We start from the raw sequence: 22,777 nt of genomic DNA, 5'->3' as shown, positions 1-22,777 counted from the left end.
ATAATCACATCCTAAAATTGGGAAGTAAATTTATACCTTTAAGTACTAATATTATTCCTTAACTCGCGAACCAAATTTTGTAAAGTATTATCTCGCTGTTCAGGCCTTAATTGGCATGTCCAAATAATAATTATTTTCCAACCTAAATCCATAAGCAGATTGTAATTTCGATTATCTCGTTTAACATTTTCGCAAATTTTTACTTTCCAAAATTCTACATTAGTTTTTGGCCAGCTAAAGTATTTACAATTTGTATGTCGATGCCAAAAGCATCCATTTATAAAAATACAAGTTTTATACTTAGGTAATACAATATCTGGAGTTCCGGGAAGTGACTTGTCGTTCTTCTTAAATCGGAATCCTAATTTGAATATGTACTTTCGAACAATCGTTTCTGGTTTTGTATCTCTACTATGGATACATGACATATTATAACTCCGAGTTTTCTTATCATGTACATCCATAGTTTCTCACCAGATTCAAGGCATAGCCCAATTTATAGTATAATAGTACAACAAAATGCAAAAATTTGCAACTAAATATAGACTATTTTTGAAATACTGCTTTTGCACTTTGTTGAACATGACAAAACACTATTGCAGTAGTAGTGAGTGTTAAGATTCAGCAGTGTTTTGTCCTGTAAAGACACATAAGAAACAAAAGAAAATCGAGCAAGCAAGCTTATATTTGAGAACCTCTCGCACATATCCTCTACCGGACGGGAAATTCCTGCCCGGTATTTCTTTGCCCATTTTTGATGAAGGAGGCTCCTTATGAAACAGACCGTATTCGAGGTCACGCAGTCGTTCCGCTCGGCCAGCGAAGAGGTGCGGCGGGAGCTGGTACAGGAGAAGATCGACCGGTATTTGAAGCGGCGGATGGAAAACGCGTAGCCGCCCATCTCTCTATAGCGTTAGAACATCAAATCGGCTATAATAGAGACGAGCAGCTATGCCTTGCGAGGAGGTGTAGCGATTGATTGCCGCAATCTACTGCCGCCTGAGCAAGGAGGACGAGGATAAGCATCTCGAGTCCGAGAGCATCCAGAACCAGAAGTCCTTATTGGTCAAATATGCGGTGGAGAAAGGGTGGGATATTTACAACATCTTCTGCGACGAGGACTATTCCGGCGTGGACCGGGAGCGGCCCGCCTTTCAGCAGCTCATCGCAGACGCCCAGCAGGGCAAATTTAATATCATTCTGGTCAAAACCCAGTCCCGCTTCACCCGTGACATGGAGCTGGTGGAGAAGTACATCCATGGACTGTTCCCACTCTGGGGCATCCGTTTTGTGGCTGTGGTGGACAATGTGGACACCGACATCAAGGGCAACAAAAAAGCCCGTCAAATCAACGGCCTTATCAATGAGTGGTACTTAGAGGATCTGTCCGAGAACATCCGCACGGTCTTTGACTACAAGCGCCGGGCCGGGCAGTATATCGGCGGATTTGCCCCCTACGGCTATCAGAAAGACCCGCAGAACAAAAACAAGCTGATCATCGACCCGGAGGCCGCCGAGGTGGTACGGCATATCTTTGCGCTGTACCTGGAAGGGAACGGAAAACAGCACATTGCTTATCTCTTGAATGAGGAGGGCATCCTCAACCCCACCCGCTACAAGCAGATGAAGGGGCTGGGGTACACAAACGCCGCCCAGGTCAACGACTACGGTCTCTGGAACCGGACCACGGTGGGACGCATTCTGAAGGAGCCGATGTATGTCGGCGACATGGTGCAGGGGCGCAGGAAAAAGGTGAGCTACAAGTCCAAGTATGTCGCCCCCGTGCCGCAAGCGGACTGGATCATCGTGCGCGACACCCACGAGGCCATCATCGACCGGGAGACCTTTGACCGCGTGGCCCGTATGTTGGAAGGGCGGACGCGCAGCTCCGGCACCGGTGAGGTGCACGCCCTGGCGGGCAAGGTTCGGTGCATGGACTGCGGGAGCACGATGGTCAAGGTCTCCAGCACCTACAAGGGGGAGCGTCGCTCTTACCTGCGCTGTAAGCTCTACGCCACCGACAAGCGGCGGTGCAGCAACCACTCCGTCCGGCTGGACGCGCTGGAGGACGAAGTGATGAAGCTGCTGCGGCAGTACATTGAGACATATTATGACCGTAGCGCCGCAGAAAAGCTGGTAGCGGATGATCGCAACGCACAAAAGCAGGAGGCCATGAAGCGGGAGATCGCCACCCTAACCTTAGAGGTAGAGCGCCGCAGCAAGGCCATGCGGGACCTCTACTTAGACAAATCCAAGGGTCTGCTGGACGATGAACAGTTTACCGGGTTCAACCGGGGCTATTTAACGGAAAAGGCCAGCCTCCAGAAGAGACTGGCCGTGCTGACGGAAGAGCTGGAGAAGACGGGACCCAAGGAGAACGACCAGGAAGCCATCCAGGAAAAGCTGGCGCGTTGGCTCGACGTAAATATCCTCTCCCGGGAGCTGGCGGACGATTTCATCGACTCTATCGAGGTAGGCGAGCGCAACCCAAAAACGGGCGTACAGCCTATCAAAATCAACTGGTTGATTTAGCGTTTTGTGTGTTTGCGTTACCCACACGTGGGGCGCTGCAACCACAGGACACTACTTTTTTTGAAAAAAGTTGGCAGAGAAAGCCTTAAACGGCCTCTTGTCAAAATCTCCAGGTAATTTTGATTTCTTGCCGCCCGGCGTCCGGATATTTCTCACCGATTTCGATTTTTTCCACCAGGAGGACGACCAAATCCCGCGGAATGGCCTCCGGGTGTAAAAGCCTGCGGGCGCGTTCCGCCAGGTCGGACGGGCGCCCGGTATCCTCTGTACCGGCCAGTTCGCCGCCGATACGGGCCAGCCGCTCTTCCAGACGGCGCTTCTCCTCCAGGAAGGATTCGCCAAGGTCCAGAAACTGTTCCGCGCTGAGAATGCCGGATACCTTATCCAAGTAGAGGTTTTTCAGGGCCAGGGCCCGCTTTTCCGCCTGTGCGGCCAGATGTTTCTGCTCCTGCTCCAGGGCCGCTCTCCTGGAATTGCGCTCAGGCCCGACGTCCAGCTCGCCGAGTGTGTAATAGGACCCGATATAGAAGCGGATGCGCCGCTGGACCAGCTCGATGAGCCGGTCCAGCCGGATGGAGTGGCGGGTACACCGCTTTTCTTTCCCGCTGTCCGCATACAGCTTGCAGCGCAGATAGGCGGTCTTGCCGTTGGAGCACTTGCTCATGGTGCCGCCGCAGTCCATGCACCTGACAAGGCCGGACAGCGGGTGGGCCTCGCCCGTGCCGTCCGACCGGGAGCGCAGCTTGAGGCCCTGCTGGACGGCGTCAAAGGTCTCGCGGCAGATAACGGCCTCGTGAGTGCCCTCCACCCGGTACCACTGGTCCGGCGGCACGTCAATCAGGACCCTGGACTTGTAGCTCACCTTCCTCCGCCTGCCCTGCACCATCACGCCGGTATACATCTCGTTTCGCAGGATGCGCCAGACAGTCGTCTTGCTCCACAGGCCGGGGCCGTTCCCGGCGGGACGGCTGCCGGCCCAGCCCCGCTCCGCTTTGTAGCGGGTGGGGTTTGCCACGCCCAGACCGTTGAGCATACGGGCAATCTCCTGCATCCCGCGGCCCTCCAGCGACCACTGAAATATCTGCCGGACCACCCCGGCTGCCTCCGGGTCGACGACGAGCTTGTTTTTGTCCATAGGGTGCTTGCGGTAGCCGTAGACGGGAAATCCGCCGATGTACTGCCCCTCCCGCCGCTTCAAATCAAAGACCATGCGGACGTTTTCGGACAGGTCTTCCAGATACCACTCGTTTACCAGGCCGTTGATCTGCCTGGCCTTTTTATTGCCCTTGACTCCGGTGTCGGCATTGTCGGCCACGGCGATAAAGCGGATACCCCAGATGGGAAACAGGCCGTGGAGATATTTCTCCACCAGCTCCATGTCCCGGGTGAAGCGGGACTGGCTCTTGCAGAGGACAATCTGAAACCTCTGTTCCCTGGCTGCCGCGATCATCCGGTTGAAGTCCGGCCGCAGGCTGTCGGCCCCGGAGTAGTCCTCGTCGCAGTAGACGCGGTAGACGTCCCAGCCATGCTCCGCGGCGTAGCTGACCAGCAGAGCCTTCTGGTTCTGGATACTCTCGGACTCGGACTGCCGCTTATCCTCGTCCTCCTTGCTCAGTCGTACATAAATCGCACAGAGAATTTTCCACACCCCCTTACGCTCCAGAATATGCGGGCGCCCGATGGGGATATGAGGGGCGTTCCCGCCGCAAAATACGGTAAAAAAACCGCCGGAGCTCTGAAAGCAGAGCGCCGGCGGTCTTTTCGTCCAGGCTGACGGCCTGTCTGCCAAAATGGGTCCGAAGGGCCGCGGATTAGATTATGAGATAAAAACTCAATTGCACCAAAAATAAAACAATGTTCATAGAAATACTTGGCTAATTTATATAACCTGTTGGTAGTAAATGAAAAAGGGAGGACCCCGTCATGCAGGAACTTTTACAGCAGATCAGCGAGGCGATGCAGAGCGGCAGGGCAAAGCTCGTAAAACAGTATGTGACGCAGGCGATGGAGGAGCAGATCCCCGCGCTTGAAATCCTGAACGACGCGCTGATGACCGGCATGGGCGTCATCGGCGAACGCTTTAAGAACAACGAGATATTCGTTCCGGAGGTCCTGGTGGCGGCCCGGGCGATGAACGCAGGCATCGACCTCATCCGTCCCCTGCTGGCGGCCGGCGGCATGGGCTCCAAGGGCACCGCGGTAATCGGAACCGTGAAGGGCGACCTCCACGACATCGGAAAGAATCTGGTCCGCATGATGATGGAGGGCAAGGGAATCGAGATGATCGATCTGGGTACCGACGTCTCCGCCGACCGCTTCTATGAGGCGGCTATGGAGCACCACGCCCAGTTGGTGTGCTGTTCCACTCTGCTGACCACCACCATGGCGGAGATGGCCAACGTGGTGTCCTATTTCGACCAGAAGGGCGCGCGGGACAAGGTTAAATTTATGGTGGGCGGGGCCCCCGTCACCCAGAGCTTCTGCGACGCCATCGGCGCGGACTGCTACACGCCGGACGCCGCCACCGCCGCAGAGACTGCGCTGGAGCTTCTGGCCTGAAAATGAACGCGCTGCAAAACAGAAGTTTTGCAGCGCGTACTTTTACCGCCGGCCAAGGCCGCCACCACGGGCAGCGCGTTCCCGGCGCAGCTTTTTTTGACGTTCATACTCGGCCCTGTAGTCAAAGCCCTCCACATCGTCGATGGCGTCGGCGTCGATCTCCAGAGCGCTGCGGGAGGGGCCGGACGCGGCCAGTACCCGGCCGGAATCAAAATCCAATACCGTGCAGCGGATGCCGCCGGCGTACACCACGCTGCCCTTTTTGACGCTGGAAAGCATGAGGGCGCGCCGCTCCTCGCGTCTGCGCTGGGGACGGGCAATGAGCAGATAAAAAATCAACACGAATACCAACATGCCGAGCAGCGGCAGAAGCTGTTCCACAGGGACCACCCTTCCTGCTTTTATTTGAGCAAAGTATAGCAGACGGCGGGGCCAATTGCAATTGTCCCCGCCCGCAGGGGCGGAAGTTCAGATAGAAGTGACCAAAACACCGTACGATTTTACCAGAGTATGGAGGCTCAATGATGTATTTAAAGTACGACAGCCACATCCACTCGGAATTCTCCACGGACAGCGCAGCGCCCATGGAGGTGATGGCCCGAGCCGCGGTGGAGCGCGGCCTGCTGGGCATCACGTTTACCGACCACTACCACCCCGATTATCCCGACTTTCTGCACCGGACAGGCCAGCCCACCAGCGCCTATCACAGTGCCATAGAGCGCACAGCCCGGCAGTTTTCGGGGCGGCTGGAGGTGCTGCGCGGGCTGGAGATGGGGGTGCTGACCGGCCCGACCCTCCCTGCCTGCGAGGCGGCGGCGGAGGCCTATTCCTATGATTTCCTCCTTGCGGCCTTTCACTCGACCAGGAGCGAGACCTTCGACGGGCTGGGCCGGGCAAGGACCATGGCGCCGGAACAGCTCTGCCTGCATTATTACAGCCATGTCCTGATGTGTATCCGGGCGTTTCAGAATTACGACTCGCTTGCACATCTCAACCTCGTCGACCGCTACGCAAAAACTCCGGCCGGCGGCGGCGCGGCGCGTGAGGTGCTGGACGAGATTTACCGCACCGTCATCGCCCAGGGGAAGGGGCTTGAGGTGAATACCTCCAGCCACCGCTACGGGATGGGGACGCGGACCACGCCCACACTTGAGATGCTCCGCCGCTACCGGGAGCTGGGCGGAGAGATCGTGACCGTGGGGTCCGACGCCCACGCGCCGGAATGGGTCGGCTCGCATCTGGACGAGGCCGGGGTGCTCCTCCGGGCTGCGGGGTTTAAACACTATGCGGTATTCCGAAAGCGCAGCCCCGAATTCTTTCCGCTCTGACGCACCGACCATCGGCGCGGAAAGACAAGACGCTAAAATTATCATAAAAAGCACACAATAATTCTATATAAAGAACCGCTCCGGACATAATATTTTTTTATACATAGTGCCCAATAAAATGACGGCAAAGGATGGTTCTGCGATGAAGGTACTGCTCTTAGGCGACCGATTCATTACCAATGAGATTTGGAAGGAGGCGCTGGAAAAGCGCTTTGCAGGCAGCGGCGTGATATTTTCCTATGCACAGCATCAGCTTCAGTGGCCCGTGGTCCCCATGGAATCCAACGAAGAGGTCTCCGAATACTCCGGTACGGACGAGGAACTTCTCCCCCTGGTTGCGGACGCAGAGGTCATCCTGACCCACACCGGCTGCATTACGAGGCGGGTGCTGGACAACGCGCCGGAACTCAAGGTCATCGCCCTGGGCCGGGGCGGCCCGGTGAACGTCAATACGGCGGCCTGCACCGAGCGGAAAATCCCGGTTATTTACGCTCCGGGCCGCAACTCCGGCGCGGTGGCGGAGTTCACTGTGGGCCTCATTATGGCGCAGAGCCGCAACATCCCCCTGAGCCACCACTGCCTGCGCTACGAAAACCAGTGGCGTGGCGACCTGTATGCCAACGAGCACGTAGGCAGCGAGCTCTCCTGCTGTACGCTGGGCCTGGTGGGCTTTGGCGCCATCGGCAGCAAGGTGGCGAAGATTATGCACGACGGCTTCGGCAGCCACGTGCTGATTTACGACCCCTACATACCGGACGAGGTCAAGGCAAAATACCCCGACTACGTCTTTACCGAGCTGGACACCGTGCTTTCTCAGAGCGACTTTATCTCTCTGCACACCAAGTACACCAAGGAGACCGCCGGCATCATCAGCGCAGAGAAGATCGCCCTGATGAAGCCGGGTTCCATCCTTATCAACACGGCCCGGCCCCAGCTTGTGGACTACGACGCGCTCTACGCCGCCCTCAAAACCGGCGCGCTGGGCGGCGCGGGGCTGGATGTCTTTGAGGACGAGCCGCCCAAGGCGGCCTCCAGGCTCTACGAGCTGGAAAACGTCACCGCAACGCCCCATCTGGGCGGCGCCTCCAGACAGGCCGCCGCCATCGGAGCCGCCATTGCGGTGGATGAGGTTTACGGATATCTCCAGGAGGGCAGGGCCCCCAGATTTCAGTTCAATAAATTTTAACGGAGGAAGGAGTTTCAAATGAGCCAGATAACAGCCGCCCAGGTTGCCGGAATGATGGACATATCCCTGCTGCAGCCCCAATTTACCCGCGCGGACATTGACGTGCTGATTGAGCAGGCCATTGCCTACAAGATGGCATCCGTCTGCGCCAAAGGCTACGATGTTGCCTACTGTGCCAAACGGCTTCAGGGCACGGGCGTCAAGGTGGGAGGCAGCGCCGCCTTCCCCCATGGCAACAGCACCACGAAGATGAAGGTGGAGGAGGCCATCGCCAACATTGACGACGGCGCGGAGGAGCTGGACACCGTTCTCCCCATCGGGCTGGTCCGCTCCGGGATGTACGACTACGCCAAGGCCGAGCTGGACGCCGTCGCCGAGGCCTGCCACAAGCGGGGCGTGATCGTCAAGGTCATCTTCGAGAATTTCTACCTCACCAGGGATGAGATCATCAGGTGCTGCGAAATCTGCAACGCCGCGGGCGTGGATTTTGTCAAGACCTCCACCGGCTACGCGGGCGGAGGCGCCAAGCTGGAGGATGTGGAGCTCATGCGCAGGCACGCCGCCCCCTGTATTCAGGTCAAGGCCGCCGGGGGCATCCGCACGCTGGACGACTTTATGGCCTACTACGAGGCGGGAGTGACCCGGCAGGGCACCCGCGCCGCCGCTGAAATTGTGGATGAGGCAGTCCGGCGCGGCTGGTAAGCCGCGTACAACATCACTGAAGGAGGAAGCTAGTAACATGAAGGCTTTGTATTTGACCGGTAAGGCCCAGGTAGAGATGCGGGAGGTGCCCGTGCCCCAGTGTCCCGATGATGGCCTGCTCATCAAGATCGACTCCGTGGGCCTGTGCGGGTCCGACGTGCGGACCTACTCCGTCGGGTCCGCGAAAATCAGCTACCCCGTGGTATTGGGCCATGAGAATGCCGGCTATGTAGAGGAGGTGGGTAAAAACGCCCCCGGCGACTGGAAGGTGGGGGATAAGGTGGTGGCGAACCCCGCCATTCCCTGCGGAAAGTGCTACTACTGCGTGAACAAAATGCCCGGGCTCTGCGACCATATCCAGGTGGCAGGCACCAGCTTTCCCGGCGGCTTCGCCCAGTATATGGCTTTTCCCGGCGATATGCTTACCCGCGGGCAGATCATCAAGCTCCCCCAGGACGCCGACCTGGAGCCCATGATCCTGGCGGAGCTGCTGGCCTCCGTGGTAAAGGCGCAGGACGACCTGAAGGTGGGTATGGGCGAGACGGTGGTCATCGTCGGTTCAGGCCCCATCGGCTGCCTCCACGCCCAGATCGCCAAGCTCCACGGCGCCACCACCATCATCATGGCCGATTTGAACCGGGAGCGCCTGAATAAGTGCCACAGCTTCGGCGGGACCCACTTTGTGGTCTCCTCCGAGGAGGACCTGGTGGCCAGGGTGATGGAGATTACCGGAGGCCGGGGCGCGGACGTGTGCATTGTGGCGGCCCCCTCCTCCAAGCCCCACCAGCAGGGTGTGGAGCTGCTGCGCAAGGAGGGCCGGCTCAGCCTCTTCGGCGGCCTGGCCAAGGAGAATCCCTGGACCACCATGGACGGAAACCTGATCCACTATAAGCGCCTGCGTATTTTCGGCGCGTACTCCTACTCCGCCGCCGACTTCGCCAAGGGGTACGAGCTGCTGAGGGCGGGAAGGATCGACACCGCCATCATCACCCATCAGCTGCCCCTGGAGCAGATGGAGGACGGCGTCCGCGCCATCCAACAGGGCGAGGCCATCAAGGTGGTGCTCAAGCCCTGGATGGACGTGAAATAAGGAGGCGTGAGTGTGAAAAAATCCGAGATGACCGGCCACGAGCGCATTGAAGCGCTCTACCGCAAGGAGATGACGGACCGGGTGCCGGTGGTGCACAAGGGGTACGCCTTCTGCGCCAAGCATGTGGGTATTCCCGTGGCCTCCGTCTACCGGGACCCCAAGGCCAGCTTTGAGTGCCAGAAAAAGACCTATGCGGACTTCGGATTCGACGGCGGGCCCTTCTATACCTTCGTAGCCTATGGCGCAGGAGAGTTCGGCGGCAAAATCGAGTATAAGAAGGATGAGAACTCCTTCGGACCCGAGGTCTCGCAGCGGCCCATTCCCGCCGATTGGGAGGATTTCGACATTGACTCCCTCCAGCTCCCCGACCCGAAGACCGCAGGCTGCGTCCCCCATGAGATGGCCTTCGCCAAAATGCAGGAGGCCGAGGGCAGCGAGATCGCCTTCATCTGCGGCACACCCTTCACCCACGCTGCCAATCTCTTCGGCGTTCCAAATTTTCTGGAGTGCGTGCTCATCGATCCCGACATGGCCCACGCCGCTCTGCGGAAAATGACCGACCACATCCTCCAGGTGGCGGAATACTTTATCGATACCTTCGGCAGGGGCAGGGTGCTGGCCCGGGCGGTCTCTCCCACTGAGTCCAACGCCCTGATTTCGCCCAAAATTCTGGAGGAGTTCTCCATGCCCTATGTGAAGGAGCTCAACTCCAAGGTGCTGGCTATGGGCGCCAAGGCCGTCTACATCCACATGTGCGGCGACCACAACCTGAACCTGCCCCAGTGGGCGCAGGTCCCCTTCCGGCAGGAGGGGATGCGCGGCATGATCAGCGTGGGCAAGGAGACCGCCCTGGAGGACGCCGCCAAATTCTTCCCCGAAGACGTCATCTGCGGCAATCTGGATCCCGCCATCATCATGAACGGCACCGCCGAGGAGGTCTACAAGGCGAGCTGCGAGATTATTGAAAAGGGCAAGGCCCTGCTGCCCGGCCGGTTTGAGTTCATGGCGGGCTGCGAGGTGGGCCCCGGCTCCCCGGAGGAGAACGTCCGCATGATGGTCAAGGCCGTCAACGACGTGGGCTGGTATTAAGGTGGCGGCCATGAGTGAGCTGAAGATGAAGACCAATGAAGAGCTCATACTGCTGCGGCAGACCTTCCGGGATTCCGCACAGGCCATCGGGACTCTGGCAAACCTCGCGAAGGGGCAGGGGCTGGTGGAGGATCTCTACATCGAGCGCATCCAGCAGCGGGAGCTGGAGTACCCCACCGGGCTGGAGATGCCGGTCCCCCTGGCAATCCCCCACATTGCGGACGGCTGCAACCAGCCCTTCGTCTCCATCGCCACGCTGGAAAAACCGGTGGCCTTCAAGTCCATGGACCGCTCCGGGGACGACGTGATGGTAAAAATTATTTTCCTCTTCGGCATCCTCGACCCGAAGAGCCAGCTGGCGGTCCTGCGCAGATTTGCCGCTGCCTTTGCCGACAAAGAGGCGGTGGAGCGCCTGCTGGCGGCGGAGCGGCCGGCCGATCTGCTCCGGGAACTAAATCAGATCCTGGAGGGGCTGCTCTCCATCGGGTGACTTGAGTTCAAATCAATAAGGAGTGAGCGAAATATGGCACGGCCCGTCCACATCTGCGTCTGCTGCGGCGGAGGCATCTTTACCACCACGGTGGTTACGGAAGAAATTGAAAAGCTGTTGAAATCCAAGAAAATCCCCTATCAGGTAAGTCCGCACAAAATCACGGAGATCCCCAACCTGACCGAGGCCGACATCATCGTGGCCACCGGCAAGACCCAGGCGGCCAACAAGAACGGCGCGCCCGTTCTCATCGGGCTGCCCATGTTTACCGGCGTGGGCAAGGAGGAGTTTTCCCAGAAGCTGCTGGACACCATCCATGAGGTTGTGGGCGACTGAGCACGCCCGGAGCCTCCGCTGCAATTGACCGCCGCCCGGGCGCGGTGTGTGGCCGGGCGAGCGTACAAACGAAAAGGGAGGAAGCATCATGGAATTCTTTACACAAGCCGGCATCGTTTTCAAAGCATTCCTGGATACCTTTGGCGTCACCGTACTGGTCCCCATCGTGGTATTTGTCCTGAGCATCGCAATCCGCGTGGAGCTGAAGAAGGCGCTTCGGGCCGCCATTTTTATGGCCATCGGCCTGACGGCGTTCAACCTGATCCTGAACATCCTCTGGGGCCAGCTGGATGCGGTGATGGTACTGATCTCCGCCAACGTGGGCAAGGTGTTCGACGTGGTGGACATCGGCTGGCCCGCCGCCGCCGCCATCGTGTACAGCAACTCTCTGGGCATGACCTACTTCATCGTCGGCCTGCTGTGGAACCTGATACTGTTTTTCACCCGCGTCACCGATACCTTCCAGCCCACGGATATCTGGAACTATTACTATTTCGTGGTGTGGGGCATCATGGTCCAGTTTGTCACCGGCAGCTTTGTGCTGGGTCTGGCTGCGTGTATGTTCATGAACCTCTTCGTCCTGCTGGTGGCCGACTTCCTGGCTCCGGCCCTGCAGGAATATTACGGCTATGAGGGCCTCACCTGTACCTGCATCTGCGTGACCAACATCTCCATCCTGGCCGCCCTGCTGCGCTGGGTGCAGATGAAGCTGCATATCAAAGAGGTGCACCTCGAACCCGAGAAGCTGCAGGAGAAGCTGGGCTTCTTCGGGGAGCCCGCCATGATCGGCATCATTATGGGCATTCTCCTGGGCGTGGTCGCCTATATCCACGACCTTGGCAGTATGGCCACCTGGTCCAAAATCCTCTCCTTCGCGCTGACCCTGGCGGCCATGCTTGTCATCTATCCCCAGGTGTCCGGCATGTTCGTCAAGGGCCTGATCCCCGTCAGCCAGTCCATGAACGCACGGATGCGCAGCGGGAAAATGAAGCGCAAGGCCTTCAACATCGGCATCGATCCCGCCGTCTACTTCGGCGAGACCTCCACCCTCACCACCGGCCTGCTGCTCATCCCCATCCTCATCTTCACCGCCGCCATCCTGCCCGGAAACCGCATTATCCCCATGGCCGACATCCCGGCCATGCCCTTTATGGCAATCGGCGCCATTGCAGTGTTCAAGGGCAATATCCTCAACGCCGCCATCACCGGCGGCATCTGGTACTCCCTGGTGCATTACATCGCCAGCGACACGGCCGCGCTCTTTACCCAGATGGCCACAAACGCCGGCACCACCCTCTCCGCCGGGCAGACCTTCGTAAACAGCTGGTGCGTCTCCGCCCAGCCGCCCCTGTGGGTCATCATGAAGGCGTTTTCCGCCCCCGGCGCGCTGAAATTCATCTTCATCGCCGTCTGCCTGGCCGTGTACGTCCTGGCACTGTGGCACTTCAAGACCCACCGCAAAGCGTGGTTCATGTTCTTCGGCGCCTCCGCCGAGTACGCCGACCAGTATCTGAGCATCGCCTCCGCCGCGGTGTAAGCCCGGCTATCTGAATACCAATCAGGAAGGATTCTGTCGCTATGAATACGTTTGCCGTAAAAATGTACGACGCCATCTTAAACGGGGAGTTCAAGACCAGCGAGCCGCTGCCCGATATTCATTCGCTGGCCGGGCGCTTCGAGGGTGACGAACAGAACATTGCCGAAGGTATCGGCGATCTGGTGTACGAGGGCGCGCTGGAGCGCGTACCCGGCCGGAGCGATCAGGTGCGCGTCCGGGCCCCCTACCTCTGGGACCTGGTTACCGGGAATCACAGCTTCACCGGCGAGGCCAAGCGCCGGGGTCAGAAGCCGGGCAATCGCATTCTGACCTTTGAGAAGCGTCCCGCGTGGCCCCAGGTGGCCAAGCGCCTCCAGCTGGAGCTGGGGGACGAGGTCAACGTCATGGAGCGCCTCCTCCTCGCCGACGGGCAGGTGGTGGGCCTGGAGTTCTCCTATATGCCCTCCAAATTCTACCCCGGCGTGGAGCGGGAGATGTTCGAGGGCGGCAAGTCCACCTTCGCGGTCATGGAGAAGTTCGGCCATATCTCCGCGAAGGGCGTGGATGAGCTGGCCGTGGCCACCCTGGAGCCCCGGGAGGCCGCGCTCTTCGGCATGGAACCCGGCGTGCCGGTGCTCATCCGCTTCCGCGTCACACTGAATCCGGAGGGTGTGCCCATCAAGGGCTCCCGCGCCATCTATCTCTTCAACCCCGGCTATTCGCTGGATATCTAATGGCGCCAAGCGCCGTCCGCCCGGAGGTCATGGTCATGAAACTAACTGGTAAACCTGTGTCCAGGGGGATTGTACTGGGCCGTGTGCTCAAGTACCGCCCCTTTGTGCCCAGCGTGTCGGACGCGCCCATCAGCACCGAGGACGTGGAGGCGGCGTGGGCGCGCTACGATAAGACGGTGGAACTGGCCCGGCAGGAGCTGGACCGCCTGGAGGCGCGGCTGCTGGCCGATTCGCCTGACAAGGCGAAAATTGTGGCCGCCCACCGCGAAATCCTGCAGGACCCCGCCATGGACGAGGAGATCCGCGGGCTCATCGGCGCGCGCACGCCGCCCGACGCCGCCATCGAGCGGGTGTACGGCAGCTTTATAGAGCTTCTGGGCCGCTCCAAAAATGAGATGATGCGCGAGCGGGCCTCCGACCTGGTGGATGTGAAAAACCGCCTGCTCCGCTGCTGGGCCGGGGAGCCTGAGCGCAATCTGGCCCGGCTGGAGCAGCCGGTCATTGTGGTAGCGGACGACCTCTACCCGTCCGACACCGTCTCCATGGACCGGAGCAAGGTGCTGGGAATTATCACCCAGGTGGGGGGCGCCACCTCCCACACGGCCATCATCGCCCGCAGCTATGAGATACCCGCCGTACTGGGGGTGCCCGGGGCGCTGGCGGCCCTGGAAGACGGAGCGGAGATCGTCCTGGACGCGGTGAAGGGCGAAATTGTGCTCTGCCCCACCGGCGAGGAGTGCGCGGCGTATGCCGCCGCAGCCGAACAGGTGCGCGAGAATCTGCGGGAGACAGCGGCCTATCTGGACGCCGAGCCCGTCACGCTGGACGGCGTACGGGCCGAGGTGCGCCTCAACGTGGCCGCCGCCAACGACTTTGAGCTCTCCGGCGCGGCCCATGCCGACGGCTGCGGGCTCTTCCGCACCGAGTTCCTCTATTTGGAGGGGGACCGGCTGCCCGGCGAGGAGGAGCAGTACCAGATCTATAAGCGGGTGCTTCTCGCCTTCGGGGAGAAGCCGGTGGTGCTGCGCACATTGGACGTCGGCGGGGACAAGCAGCTGGCCTGCCTGGAGCTGCCCCACGAGAGCAACCCCTTCCTGGGCGTGCGGGGGCTGAGGCTGTGCCTCGCCCACGAGGCGCTGCTGCGCACCCAGGTCCGCGCCGCCCTGCGGGCCTCGGTGCACGGCAGCCTCCGCGTCATGCTGCCCATGGTGGGCGCGCTGGACGAGGTGCGGGCGGCCAAGGCGATTTTCCGCGAGGAGGGGGAGGCGCTCAGCGCGGCGGGCATCCCCTGGAATCCCTCCATGCCGGTTGGCATTATGGTGGAGGTGCCGTCCATCGCGCTCATCGCCGATCTGGCCGCCGACGAGGTGGACTTCGTGAGCGTGGGCACCAACGACCTGTGCCAGTACCTCACCGCGTCGGACCGGATGAACCCGTCCGTCAAGCCCTACCACCAGGACTACCACCCGGCCATGTTCCGCGCGCTGGGCTATATCGCCCGCTCCTTCCAGGCGGCGGGAAAACCCGTAAGCGTCTGCGGCGAGCTGGGCGGGGACCCCCTGGCCATCCCGGCTCTGCTGGGACTGGGCATCCAAAAGCTCAGTATGAGCCGCGCCTCCCTTGCCGGAGCAAAGCGGGTCATCCGCTCCATCCGCATGGAGGATGCGCAGGCGCTGGCGCAGCGGGTCCAGAGCCTCAAGACCGAGGGCGAAATCAAAGCCTGCCTGACGGAGTTCGCCCGTGCGCACAAATCGGCTGCGCCGGGCTGAGACCGGCAGCAGATAGGAGAGCAAATTATGTACGCAAAGGAATTTACCATTCAAAACCGCACCGGGCTCCACGCCCGTCCCGCGTCCGACTTCGTCGCTCTGGCCGCCACATTCAAGTCCAAAATTGAACTCTCCAGGGCGGGAGAGGCGGACCGCTACAACGGCAAGTCCATCATCATGCTGCTCACGTTGGGCCTGATGCAGGGCGAGCGGGCCACCCTCTCCGCTGAGGGGGAGGACGAGCGGGAGGCCGTGGAGGCCCTTCTCGCCCTGACTGCAGGCTTTGTGGATTAAGGAAAAATATTCCCTGTGGCGGACCGGTCATTAATTTGCTTTAATGAAACAGTGGGCCGGTGTCGAAAAAAATCGATAAAGGAGGAATTACCATGCAGTGTGAATGCTGCGGCGACGAGGCCGGACGTTTTGCGCCCGAGTCGCTGGCGAGGTATATCGACCATACGCTCCTCAAGCCCGAGGCTGCGGTTTCCGATATTGAGCGCGTCTGCGACGAGGCTGCGGCCCACCATTTTGCCAGCGTATGCGTCAACCCGTCCTACGCAGCCCTTGTGGCGAAGCGTCTGCGGGGCAGCTCCGTGACGCCCTGCTGCGTCATCGGCTTTCCCTTTGGAACCCACACGCCGGAGGCCAAGGCGGCAGAGACCGCGCAGGCTGTGGCGGACGGCGTGATGGAGGTGGATATGGTCCTCAACGTGGGCGCGGTCAAGTCGGGCGACTGGGGCCTGGTGGAGCGGGACATCATGGCTGTCGTCAAGGCGGCGGGGAACGCCGGGGTCAAGGTCATCCTGGAGACCTGCCTGCTCACGGACGAGGAGAAGGTACACGCCTGTGAAATTGCGAAGCGGTCGGGCGCGTCGTTTGTCAAGACCTCCACAGGATACTCCGTCGGCGGCGCCACCCCCCACGACGTGGCGCTGATGCGCAAAACGGTGGGACCCGGGATGGGGGTCAAGGCATCCGGCGGTATCCGTACCTATGAGGACGCGGTGGCCATGCTCCAGGCGGGGGCAAACCGGCTGGGGTGCAGCGCCGGCATCAAGATAATCGAAGGGAAAACAGGAACAGAGGGGTATTGACCCTGTGATACCGTAGGAAATATAGGAGGCTGGCGTAGTAGACTGCGCCCGCCTCCTATATGCAGTCAAGCCCTTCGGCACAGAAAGGGGAAACGCGATGGTAGAATCCTTACATAAAAGAGTCAAAAAGTATGCCAGTCATTTTGAGGAGATCAGCGGCCTGGACGCCTGCGTGCTGAATTTGGTGGACCAGCGCTTTTATGAGGAGCCCCCCGCCTTCTGCAGGGATTACTGCCCCTGTATGACCGCCGGCTGCGACTGCTTCCGGGTGCATCTGCGAAACTGCCTGGAGGCGGAGCGCTGGGATGGGCGCTATACTTACTACTGTCCGCTGAATCTGCTCTTTGTCGCCGCCTACTGCAACAGCAACACGGGCGTCGCCATCGGCATCGTGGCCGGGCCCATCCTGCTGGAGGAGTCGGACAGGGACTGTATTCTGGGACTGAGCGAGGAGGCGCTGGAGCATATCGCGGTGATGAACACCGGCAAGAGCTATCACCTGGGCGAGGCTCTGGCGGCGCTGCTCACCTGCTGCGGCTCCCGGGACAAGGGCTTTTCCCCCACGGAAAACCAGTGGGACACCATCAACGATATGTTCCGGCTTGCAACCTCTCTGGACAGCGACGGCACGCCCACCGGCTATTCGATTGAGATGGAGCGCCGGCTGGGCTATTTTATCTCCGACGGCGACGGCGAGGGCGCCCGCCAGCAGATCAGCCAGCTTCTCAGCTATATCATCCTTTCCGCGGGCGGGAAGCTGCAGACCACCCGCTCCCGCTGCCTGGAGCTGCTGGTCGTCATCAGCCGGGCGGCCATCGACGCGGGCGCGGATATCGAGACCATTTTCAGCCTGAACGACAAGTACTTTCAGGAATTCCAGAAATGCGCGGTGCCCCAGGAGATGGGCGTGCTGGTGGCCTCGGCCGCAAGCTGCTGCGCCTCCTACGTGCAGGACGCCAACAGCGCCAAGCACTCCTATGCCATCTCCAAGGCGATCAGCTATATCCGCCAAAATTACGCAGGGAAGATCACCCTGGAGCAGACGGCCAAAATGGTCTATCTCAGCCGCTCGTACTTTTCAAAGCTCTTCGCTGAGGAGACGGGCACAACCTTTTCCAATTTCGTTATTCAGACCCGGATTGAAAAAAGCAAACAGCTGCTCCTAAACAGCGGTATTGCCCTGGCGGACGTGGCCTGTATGGTGGGCTTTGTGGATCAGAGCTACTACACCAAATGCTTCCGCAGGCTGGTGGGCGTCTCGCCCGGGAAGTACCGCCATTGCCAAGGAAAACTGGACGGAGGCGAGTAATTCTATGAGTTCATTTGACCAATATCTCTCCAGGCCCATCCCCTGCGCCTGTGGGCGCGCCCACAGGGTTCCAATCCGCCGTATCGACTGCGACATGTGGCGCTCCGACCCCGCCGCCGGGATGGAACAGCTCCTGGGCGGCAGGCGGGCCCTGCTGCTGTGCGACGCCCATACCTGCGAGGCCATGAATGCGCCGCTCAGCCGCCGCCTGACGGAGCGGGGCTGGAGCCTGACCGTACGGGAGTTCGGCGGCAGCGCCCCGCTGGTCAACGACGAGCGGACGGTGGGGACGGCGCTGCTGGATATGACCGCAGAAATAGACGGCATTATCGCCGTGGGCGGCGGCACGGTGACGGACCTGGGCCGCTTCCTGGGCAGCCGCACGGGTAAGCCCTTCGTACTGGTCATGACCTGCCCCTCCATGGACGGCTATGCGTCCAACGTGGCCGGAATGATGATCGGCGGGAAGAAAAAGGTGCTGAAGGACTGTCGGTTCCCCGCGGGCATATTTGCCGATCCGCAGGTCATGTGCTCCGCGCCCATGGACCTCATCCGGTCGGGATACGGCGATATGCTGGGCAAGCGCACAGCCCTTCCGGACTGGGTTCTCGCGAGGACCTTCAACGGCGACTACTACTGCGCGCGTATCGCGGGACTCACGGCGGAGAGCGCCGGCTGGTGCGGGGACACAGCAGCGGTCGCCGCCCTGCTGTCCCGGGACCCCGGGCAGGTGCTGCGCCTCACCGAGTCGCTGGTGCTTACGGGCATCAACATGGCCCTCTGCGAGGATACCCGTCCCGCCTCGGGCAGCGAGCACATTTTCTCCCACTACCTGGTGGAGTCGGCGATCGCCGCCGGGCGGCTTCCGCCCTCCCACGGCGCATCGGTGGGCTTCGGTACGCTGGTCGCCACACTGCTCTATGAGTTTTTGCTGGATACCGCCGCACCGCCGGAGCTGGCGCCCATTCAGGCGGAGCTCCGGGAGAGCCTTCTCCCTTCGGATACCGTATACGCCCTGCTGGAGCAGTCCGGCATCGGCGGGAAGCTCACCGATTACCTGGCCGGCGAAGGGGCGCTGCGTGAGATGCTCCGCGCCTGTGCCGGTCCGGAGAAGCGCTATACCATCCTCCGCTATCTCAGCGGCCGATCGCTCCTGGACAGCGCCGCAGACTATGTGTGCACTGCCATGAGAGAAAGGGGGTAGTACCATGCCGCAGACAGAGATGATCTGGGTCAACGCCGTATTGCTGGCGGCCCTCCTGGCCGTGCTCTATTTCTTTTTCCTCCGCCCGGACAAGAGGGCCAGGCGGGAGAAGGAGCAGGCGCAGAGAGAGGTGAAGGCGGGCGACCAGGTGAGCATCCGGGCCGGAATTCACGGTACTGTCACCGCAGTGAACGGGGATTTGATTCTCATAGAGACCGGAAAAGCCCGCACCGAGCTGGAGGTGCTGCGCAGTGCCGTGCTGCCCCCGGAGGAGAGCGGGGGCAAAAAGCGCATCCGCACCATCTCCCTCAATCGGGAAGAGTAGGGCATAAGGCACGGAAGCGCCCGGCTGCCTATGGGATAAAAAGCATCGCCGGACGGTAATCCGTCCGGCGATGTGCCGTCTCAGGCGTCAAAGCGCCTCTTCGATAGCGGCTGCGAGCTCGTCCCGGCTGGGGATGATGGATTTGAATTTCAGCCTGCCGTTAATGTAGAGCGAGGGCAGATTGGGCACGCCCATTTTTTTGCAGCGGGCGATATTCTCTTTCTCGGTGAATTTGTACTCCACCATGTCGATCCTGTCGCCGTAATCAGCTTTGGCGGCTTTGGCGGCGCCCATCATGTAAGTGCAGGCGGCGCAGGTGGCGGAGTCCAGGGTGAACACCTCGACAAGGGGCTTTGCCAGGTGCGCGTAGTCGGGCAGCTCGATCTGGACGTCGTCCTCCGCGGCCACATAGTTTTTCACCATCTCCCGCACCTCGTCCGTGTGGAGAACCGCCTGGGCCACGCCGATGCCGTTTTCCACGGGAACGTCGTAGGGCATGTCGCACCCAGGGGCCACAATGAGGTTGCGTTTGTCGGGCAGACTGTCCAGCAGCTCCACGACCCATTTCATATTGTCCTGCTGGGTGCCGTGGAGCATGACGGTGGTAAGGGGAATGTTGCCGCCGATGCAGATGTTGTAGCGGTCCGTGACGGCCTTGGCGCCCTTCAGATCCACATTCTCATCCACGGAGATGGAGTCGGGCCCCGTCCTGCACATGACCTCGATGTTTCGGGTGGCGTCGCCGCAGACAAAGAAGGAGGAGAAGGCGCCCAGAACGCGGATATGGTCAAACAGCTTGGTGAAGGGTGCGGTCATGAACGCCTCGAAATGGGCGGAGGAGATCTGGGAGATCAGCGGGTCAACCACGGCGATGACGTCCATACCCGCCTCCACCATGTACTCCGCCATCCTCATGCCCACCCTGGCACAGTAGTCCAGAAGACTGCAGACAAAGTCCTCGTCGTCAAACATATCCATGAAAATATCGTTGCCGCGCAGGTGGGAGGCCAGGGTAAAGGGGCCGCAGATGAGACCGTAGAGGGCGGTGGTATCGCCGACGGCGGCCTTCATCCGGCGCATCACGTCCAGCACCAGGGGCAGCCGTCCGTCCTCTTTGGAGGGGATGGTGCTGTCGGCGGGGACCTCCATGTGCTCGGCCAGGGGGTGGGAGGCCACCGAGGGCGGGCTGTTTTTGGCCCAGACCAGTTCGCAGCCCAGACACTCGGCCTCCAGCTGGAGGTCGAACACCACAGGCTGGCCATGGGGCTTATAGAGCTTGTTGACCTCCATCAGGGAGGCAAAGAGCTTGTCCGCGTCGGTCAAAACCTCGGTGGCGTCGTAGCCCAGCAGCTTGCCCGCGTGGATGCCTGCGAACGGCACCCAGGCGGTCTGACCGGCCGTTTCATGGCGCAGGGTCTGAAACAGGATTTCCTTCGGAAGCATAATAGTCTCTCCCTTACGATTTAATTTTGAATGCCAGTATCATTATATCGGCATGGCTGTCGGTTCTTATAGAAAGGATTCCTGTATTTTTGTTTCATTTTATCCTCTTTTGTCGTCCGTATCATAGAGGATACAGCTGGTGTAGGTAATGGTGCGCGGTCCGTAGTGGTAAGGGAGGCCCGAATCCTCGCACACCCTGCTGACCCAGAGGCCGTATGCCTCCATGGAGGGGGCCGCACGCCGGGGAAAGCGGCAGGGCGCGCCGGGATAGGTACAGCGCTCACAGAGGGTACACCCGCCGGCGGCCATGGGGAGTACCGGCTCTCCCGACGCATCCAGGCGATCCAGCAGACGGAGAAATCGCTCCTTGTGCAGCCGCTCGGCCTCCAGCATGGAGTCAAGGTCGAAGTCGTCCTCCAGCGTGCCGGTGCTCTGGAGCAGAATGCCCCTGCCAAAGTGCGCGGCCCGGGCGGTAATCTCCTCCAGGCTCCCGCAGGCCGGGGGGCAGGTCCAATTCCTGCCGTAGCTGCGGCAGCGGTCTGAGGCGCACATTTCACGCACCTCGGGCAGAAAGCGTAGCGCGGACCGCTCCAGCCGTCCCACATGGGTGAAGCCGGCGGCCTGCGCCCAGTTAAAAATCACCTTGTCCAGCGGCATATCGCCGCCTCCTCTCCCGCACGGACAGCGCCGTCCGCGCCCTGCTTCAGCGACCCCCCTTCGGAGGGTCCGCTGCTATCTCTATTACACGCCGGAAGTAGAAAACCGTCAAGGAAGGGACGCACGGACTTTCTGGTAATTTCGTACGCACTTCGATAAAAAAGACCGGACGGGAAAAACCCGCCCGGTAAAGTCCGTGCCGCCGTAGAAGTTCCAAGAGGAAGCGCGTACTAGGGTATAGCTGAAAAGTCCAGGCGGCGCGTCTTTCGGCGGAAACTGGGGCCTGCCGCGCCGTTTTTCGCAGGAATCCACCCAGAATTCCTGCAAAAAACGGCTTGCATGACGCCTTTTCCGCTCGAAATCTACCCCACCCCGACTTTTCAGATCCACCCTAGTTCTCTTCCGATTCACAACGCGTAAGCCGCCCCTTGAGATACAGGTCTATTTTAGCCTGCAGCAGCTGTCTGCGGGTTTCCTCATCGGAGGACTGAAAGGCTTCCGTTACGTCAAAAAGGGTCTCTTTCATCACTGCACCTCGGCAAAAGTAATACCGGACGGGGATTCCCGTCCGGTATTACCTATGCGCGGCTGTGCCAATCAAGTACCAATTGATGAGTGCCGCCTGGCTTGTCGCCGCCTATGAAAGCGCGGATAAGAACATCCGGTTCAGAGGCCGCCAATCCTTCGGCGTCTCTTTCGGCAGGGCCTCTACCTGTGTGCGCAGCACCGACAAATTTGTCTTAATAAAGGCGTTCAGTTTGTCGATACGGGGGATCAGCCCGATTTCCGGCGTATCCATCTTAAGACGGAGCAAATCCTCCACCAAGGGCCGCAGCTCCGGTTCCAGCTGGGTCTCCACCAGCCCGGAAAACAGCATGGGAGGGGGCGTGCCCCGCTCCAAAATCCAGCGGCAGGCCAGGAGGGGGCGGAGGACGTAAAAATACTTCTTTGCCTTGACCCGCTCCCCCTTCAGGTACTCCCGGTAGTTGCCCTCAGCCATGCTCAGGTAGTGCCACAGGCCGGGCTTGGCCGAGAAACAGGTCCGGATGGTGGGCAGGAAGGACTGAAAAAGCTCTGTGGTCCGATAGACGATGGGCGACTGGCTCCACTCGAAAAGGGTGGGGTTGGAGGTGTGGAGCAGGCGCAGGGTCTTGTCCAGATCCCAGCCGTTGATATCCAGCACCTCGTCGATAGGACGCTCGATCACGTCCCGGGTCCTGTCCAGGCGCAGATAATATTCTGTACTCCGGACATAGAAGAAACGCACATCGTAGTCGCTGTCCGGGGAGGGGAAGCCCCAGGCGCGGCTGCCCGACTCCACGGCGTGGAGGATGGTGACGCCCTCGGCCTGCTCAATCTCCTGCAGTTTTTGTAAGATGACCTCTCTCAAGGT

23 protein-coding genes are annotated in these 22,777 nt (G+C 60.2%); 17 read left to right on the top strand and 6 right to left on the bottom strand.

Annotated features, from left to right (window positions below; translation table 11 throughout):
* Positions 1-38 precede the first annotated feature (38 nt).
* Positions 39-464: a very short patch repair endonuclease gene (locus H8S62_RS00550; protein WP_186918157.1), complete on the bottom strand. Its 426-nt coding sequence runs from the start codon at positions 462-464 to the stop codon at positions 39-41.
* A gap of 511 nt (positions 465-975) precedes the next feature.
* Between H8S62_RS00550 and H8S62_RS00545 the strand changes: the two genes are divergently transcribed.
* Positions 976-2,532, top strand: coding sequence for a recombinase family protein (locus H8S62_RS00545; protein WP_186918156.1), 1,557 nt, complete (start codon positions 976-978; stop codon positions 2,530-2,532).
* Between the two features lie 100 nt (positions 2,533-2,632).
* Here the strand turns inward: H8S62_RS00545 and H8S62_RS00540 are convergent, their stop codons facing one another.
* Positions 2,633-4,180, bottom strand: a complete 1,548-nt coding sequence (locus H8S62_RS00540; protein ID WP_341480991.1) for a recombinase family protein — start codon at positions 4,178-4,180, stop codon at positions 2,633-2,635.
* 275 nt (positions 4,181-4,455) lie between these two features.
* Here H8S62_RS00540 and H8S62_RS00535 point away from each other — a divergent pair, with 275 nt between their 5' ends.
* Positions 4,456-5,091: a corrinoid protein gene (locus tag H8S62_RS00535; protein ID WP_155145333.1), complete on the top strand. Its 636-nt coding sequence runs from the start codon at positions 4,456-4,458 to the stop codon at positions 5,089-5,091.
* A 42-nt stretch (positions 5,092-5,133) separates the two neighbouring features.
* On the opposite strand, the gene yajC (H8S62_RS00530) is transcribed toward H8S62_RS00535, so the two are convergent.
* A complete protein-coding gene (gene yajC, locus H8S62_RS00530) occupies positions 5,134-5,472 on the bottom strand; it encodes a preprotein translocase subunit YajC (protein WP_155145335.1) in 339 nt (112 codons plus the stop codon).
* A gap of 140 nt (positions 5,473-5,612) precedes the next feature.
* Between yajC (H8S62_RS00530) and H8S62_RS00525 the strand changes: the two genes are divergently transcribed.
* The 15 genes from H8S62_RS00525 to yajC (H8S62_RS00455) all read left to right on the top strand — a co-directional run bounded on the left by H8S62_RS00525 (position 5,613) and on the right by yajC (H8S62_RS00455) (position 19,284).
* The gene (locus H8S62_RS00525) at positions 5,613-6,419 is read left to right on the top strand and encodes a histidinol-phosphatase HisJ family protein (RefSeq protein WP_186918155.1); all 807 of its coding nucleotides are present in this window, start codon (positions 5,613-5,615) and stop codon (positions 6,417-6,419) included.
* 142 nt (positions 6,420-6,561) lie between these two features.
* The gene (locus tag H8S62_RS00520; protein ID WP_173023408.1) at positions 6,562-7,605 is read left to right on the top strand and encodes a 2-hydroxyacid dehydrogenase; all 1,044 of its coding nucleotides are present in this window, start codon (positions 6,562-6,564) and stop codon (positions 7,603-7,605) included.
* 18 nt (positions 7,606-7,623) lie between these two features.
* Positions 7,624-8,307 (top strand): deoxyribose-phosphate aldolase, encoded by a 684-nt coding sequence (deoC, locus tag H8S62_RS00515; RefSeq protein WP_186918154.1) that lies wholly within the window; start codon positions 7,624-7,626, stop codon positions 8,305-8,307.
* A gap of 37 nt (positions 8,308-8,344) precedes the next feature.
* Positions 8,345-9,397, top strand: a complete 1,053-nt coding sequence (locus H8S62_RS00510; protein ID WP_186918153.1) for an alcohol dehydrogenase catalytic domain-containing protein — start codon at positions 8,345-8,347, stop codon at positions 9,395-9,397.
* A gap of 12 nt (positions 9,398-9,409) precedes the next feature.
* Positions 9,410-10,486 carry a uroporphyrinogen decarboxylase family protein gene (locus H8S62_RS00505; RefSeq protein WP_155145344.1) on the top strand — a complete coding sequence of 359 codons (1,077 nt, stop codon included), beginning with the start codon at positions 9,410-9,412 and terminating at the stop codon, positions 10,484-10,486.
* Positions 10,487-10,496: 10 nt separating this feature from the next.
* Positions 10,497-10,976 (top strand): PTS sugar transporter subunit IIA, encoded by a 480-nt coding sequence (locus H8S62_RS00500; protein ID WP_155145346.1) that lies wholly within the window; start codon positions 10,497-10,499, stop codon positions 10,974-10,976.
* Between the two features lie 33 nt (positions 10,977-11,009).
* Positions 11,010-11,312 (top strand): PTS sugar transporter subunit IIB, encoded by a 303-nt coding sequence (locus H8S62_RS00495; RefSeq protein WP_155145348.1) that lies wholly within the window; start codon positions 11,010-11,012, stop codon positions 11,310-11,312.
* Positions 11,313-11,400: 88 nt separating this feature from the next.
* Positions 11,401-12,849 (top strand): PTS transporter subunit IIC, encoded by a 1,449-nt coding sequence (locus tag H8S62_RS00490; protein ID WP_155145350.1) that lies wholly within the window; start codon positions 11,401-11,403, stop codon positions 12,847-12,849.
* 41 nt (positions 12,850-12,890) lie between these two features.
* Positions 12,891-13,583: a GntR family transcriptional regulator gene (locus H8S62_RS00485; protein WP_186918152.1), complete on the top strand. Its 693-nt coding sequence runs from the start codon at positions 12,891-12,893 to the stop codon at positions 13,581-13,583.
* 35 nt (positions 13,584-13,618) lie between these two features.
* Entirely contained in the window at positions 13,619-15,352 is a 1,734-nt protein-coding gene (gene ptsP, locus H8S62_RS00480; RefSeq protein WP_173023407.1) for a phosphoenolpyruvate--protein phosphotransferase, read from the top strand.
* Between the two features lie 27 nt (positions 15,353-15,379).
* Entirely contained in the window at positions 15,380-15,646 is a 267-nt protein-coding gene (locus H8S62_RS00475; RefSeq protein WP_155145356.1) for an HPr family phosphocarrier protein, read from the top strand.
* Positions 15,647-15,738: 92 nt separating this feature from the next.
* Positions 15,739-16,446, top strand: coding sequence for a deoxyribose-phosphate aldolase (gene deoC, locus H8S62_RS00470; protein WP_186918151.1), 708 nt, complete (start codon positions 15,739-15,741; stop codon positions 16,444-16,446).
* A 97-nt stretch (positions 16,447-16,543) separates the two neighbouring features.
* Positions 16,544-17,755, top strand: coding sequence for a helix-turn-helix domain-containing protein (locus tag H8S62_RS00465; protein ID WP_155145361.1), 1,212 nt, complete (start codon positions 16,544-16,546; stop codon positions 17,753-17,755).
* A 4-nt stretch (positions 17,756-17,759) separates the two neighbouring features.
* Positions 17,760-18,959 (top strand): iron-containing alcohol dehydrogenase, encoded by a 1,200-nt coding sequence (locus tag H8S62_RS00460; RefSeq protein ID WP_186918150.1) that lies wholly within the window; start codon positions 17,760-17,762, stop codon positions 18,957-18,959.
* Between the two features lie 4 nt (positions 18,960-18,963).
* Positions 18,964-19,284: a preprotein translocase subunit YajC gene (gene yajC, locus H8S62_RS00455; protein ID WP_155145365.1), complete on the top strand. Its 321-nt coding sequence runs from the start codon at positions 18,964-18,966 to the stop codon at positions 19,282-19,284.
* A gap of 87 nt (positions 19,285-19,371) precedes the next feature.
* Here yajC (H8S62_RS00455) and H8S62_RS00450 read toward each other — a convergent pair whose 3' ends face one another.
* The 3 genes from H8S62_RS00450 to H8S62_RS00440 all read right to left on the bottom strand — a co-directional run bounded on the left by H8S62_RS00450 (position 19,372) and on the right by H8S62_RS00440 (position 22,774).
* On the bottom strand, positions 19,372-20,727 hold the full coding sequence (locus H8S62_RS00450) for a uroporphyrinogen decarboxylase family protein (RefSeq protein WP_186918149.1): 1,356 nt from the start codon (positions 20,725-20,727) through the stop codon (positions 19,372-19,374).
* Positions 20,728-20,826: 99 nt separating this feature from the next.
* Entirely contained in the window at positions 20,827-21,384 is a 558-nt protein-coding gene (locus tag H8S62_RS00445; RefSeq protein ID WP_186918148.1) for a DUF2284 domain-containing protein, read from the bottom strand.
* A gap of 637 nt (positions 21,385-22,021) precedes the next feature.
* On the bottom strand, positions 22,022-22,774 hold the full coding sequence (locus tag H8S62_RS00440; RefSeq protein WP_186918147.1) for a nucleotidyltransferase domain-containing protein: 753 nt from the start codon (positions 22,772-22,774) through the stop codon (positions 22,022-22,024).
* Between the last annotated feature and the right edge of the window lie 3 nt (positions 22,775-22,777).

This window comes from Lawsonibacter faecis (assembly GCF_014287675.1).
Taxonomy (GTDB): domain Bacteria; phylum Bacillota; class Clostridia; order Oscillospirales; family Oscillospiraceae; genus Pseudoflavonifractor; species Pseudoflavonifractor faecis.
Note: the sequence above shows the minus strand (reverse complement) of the source record. Positions and strands in the feature narration are given on the sequence as shown.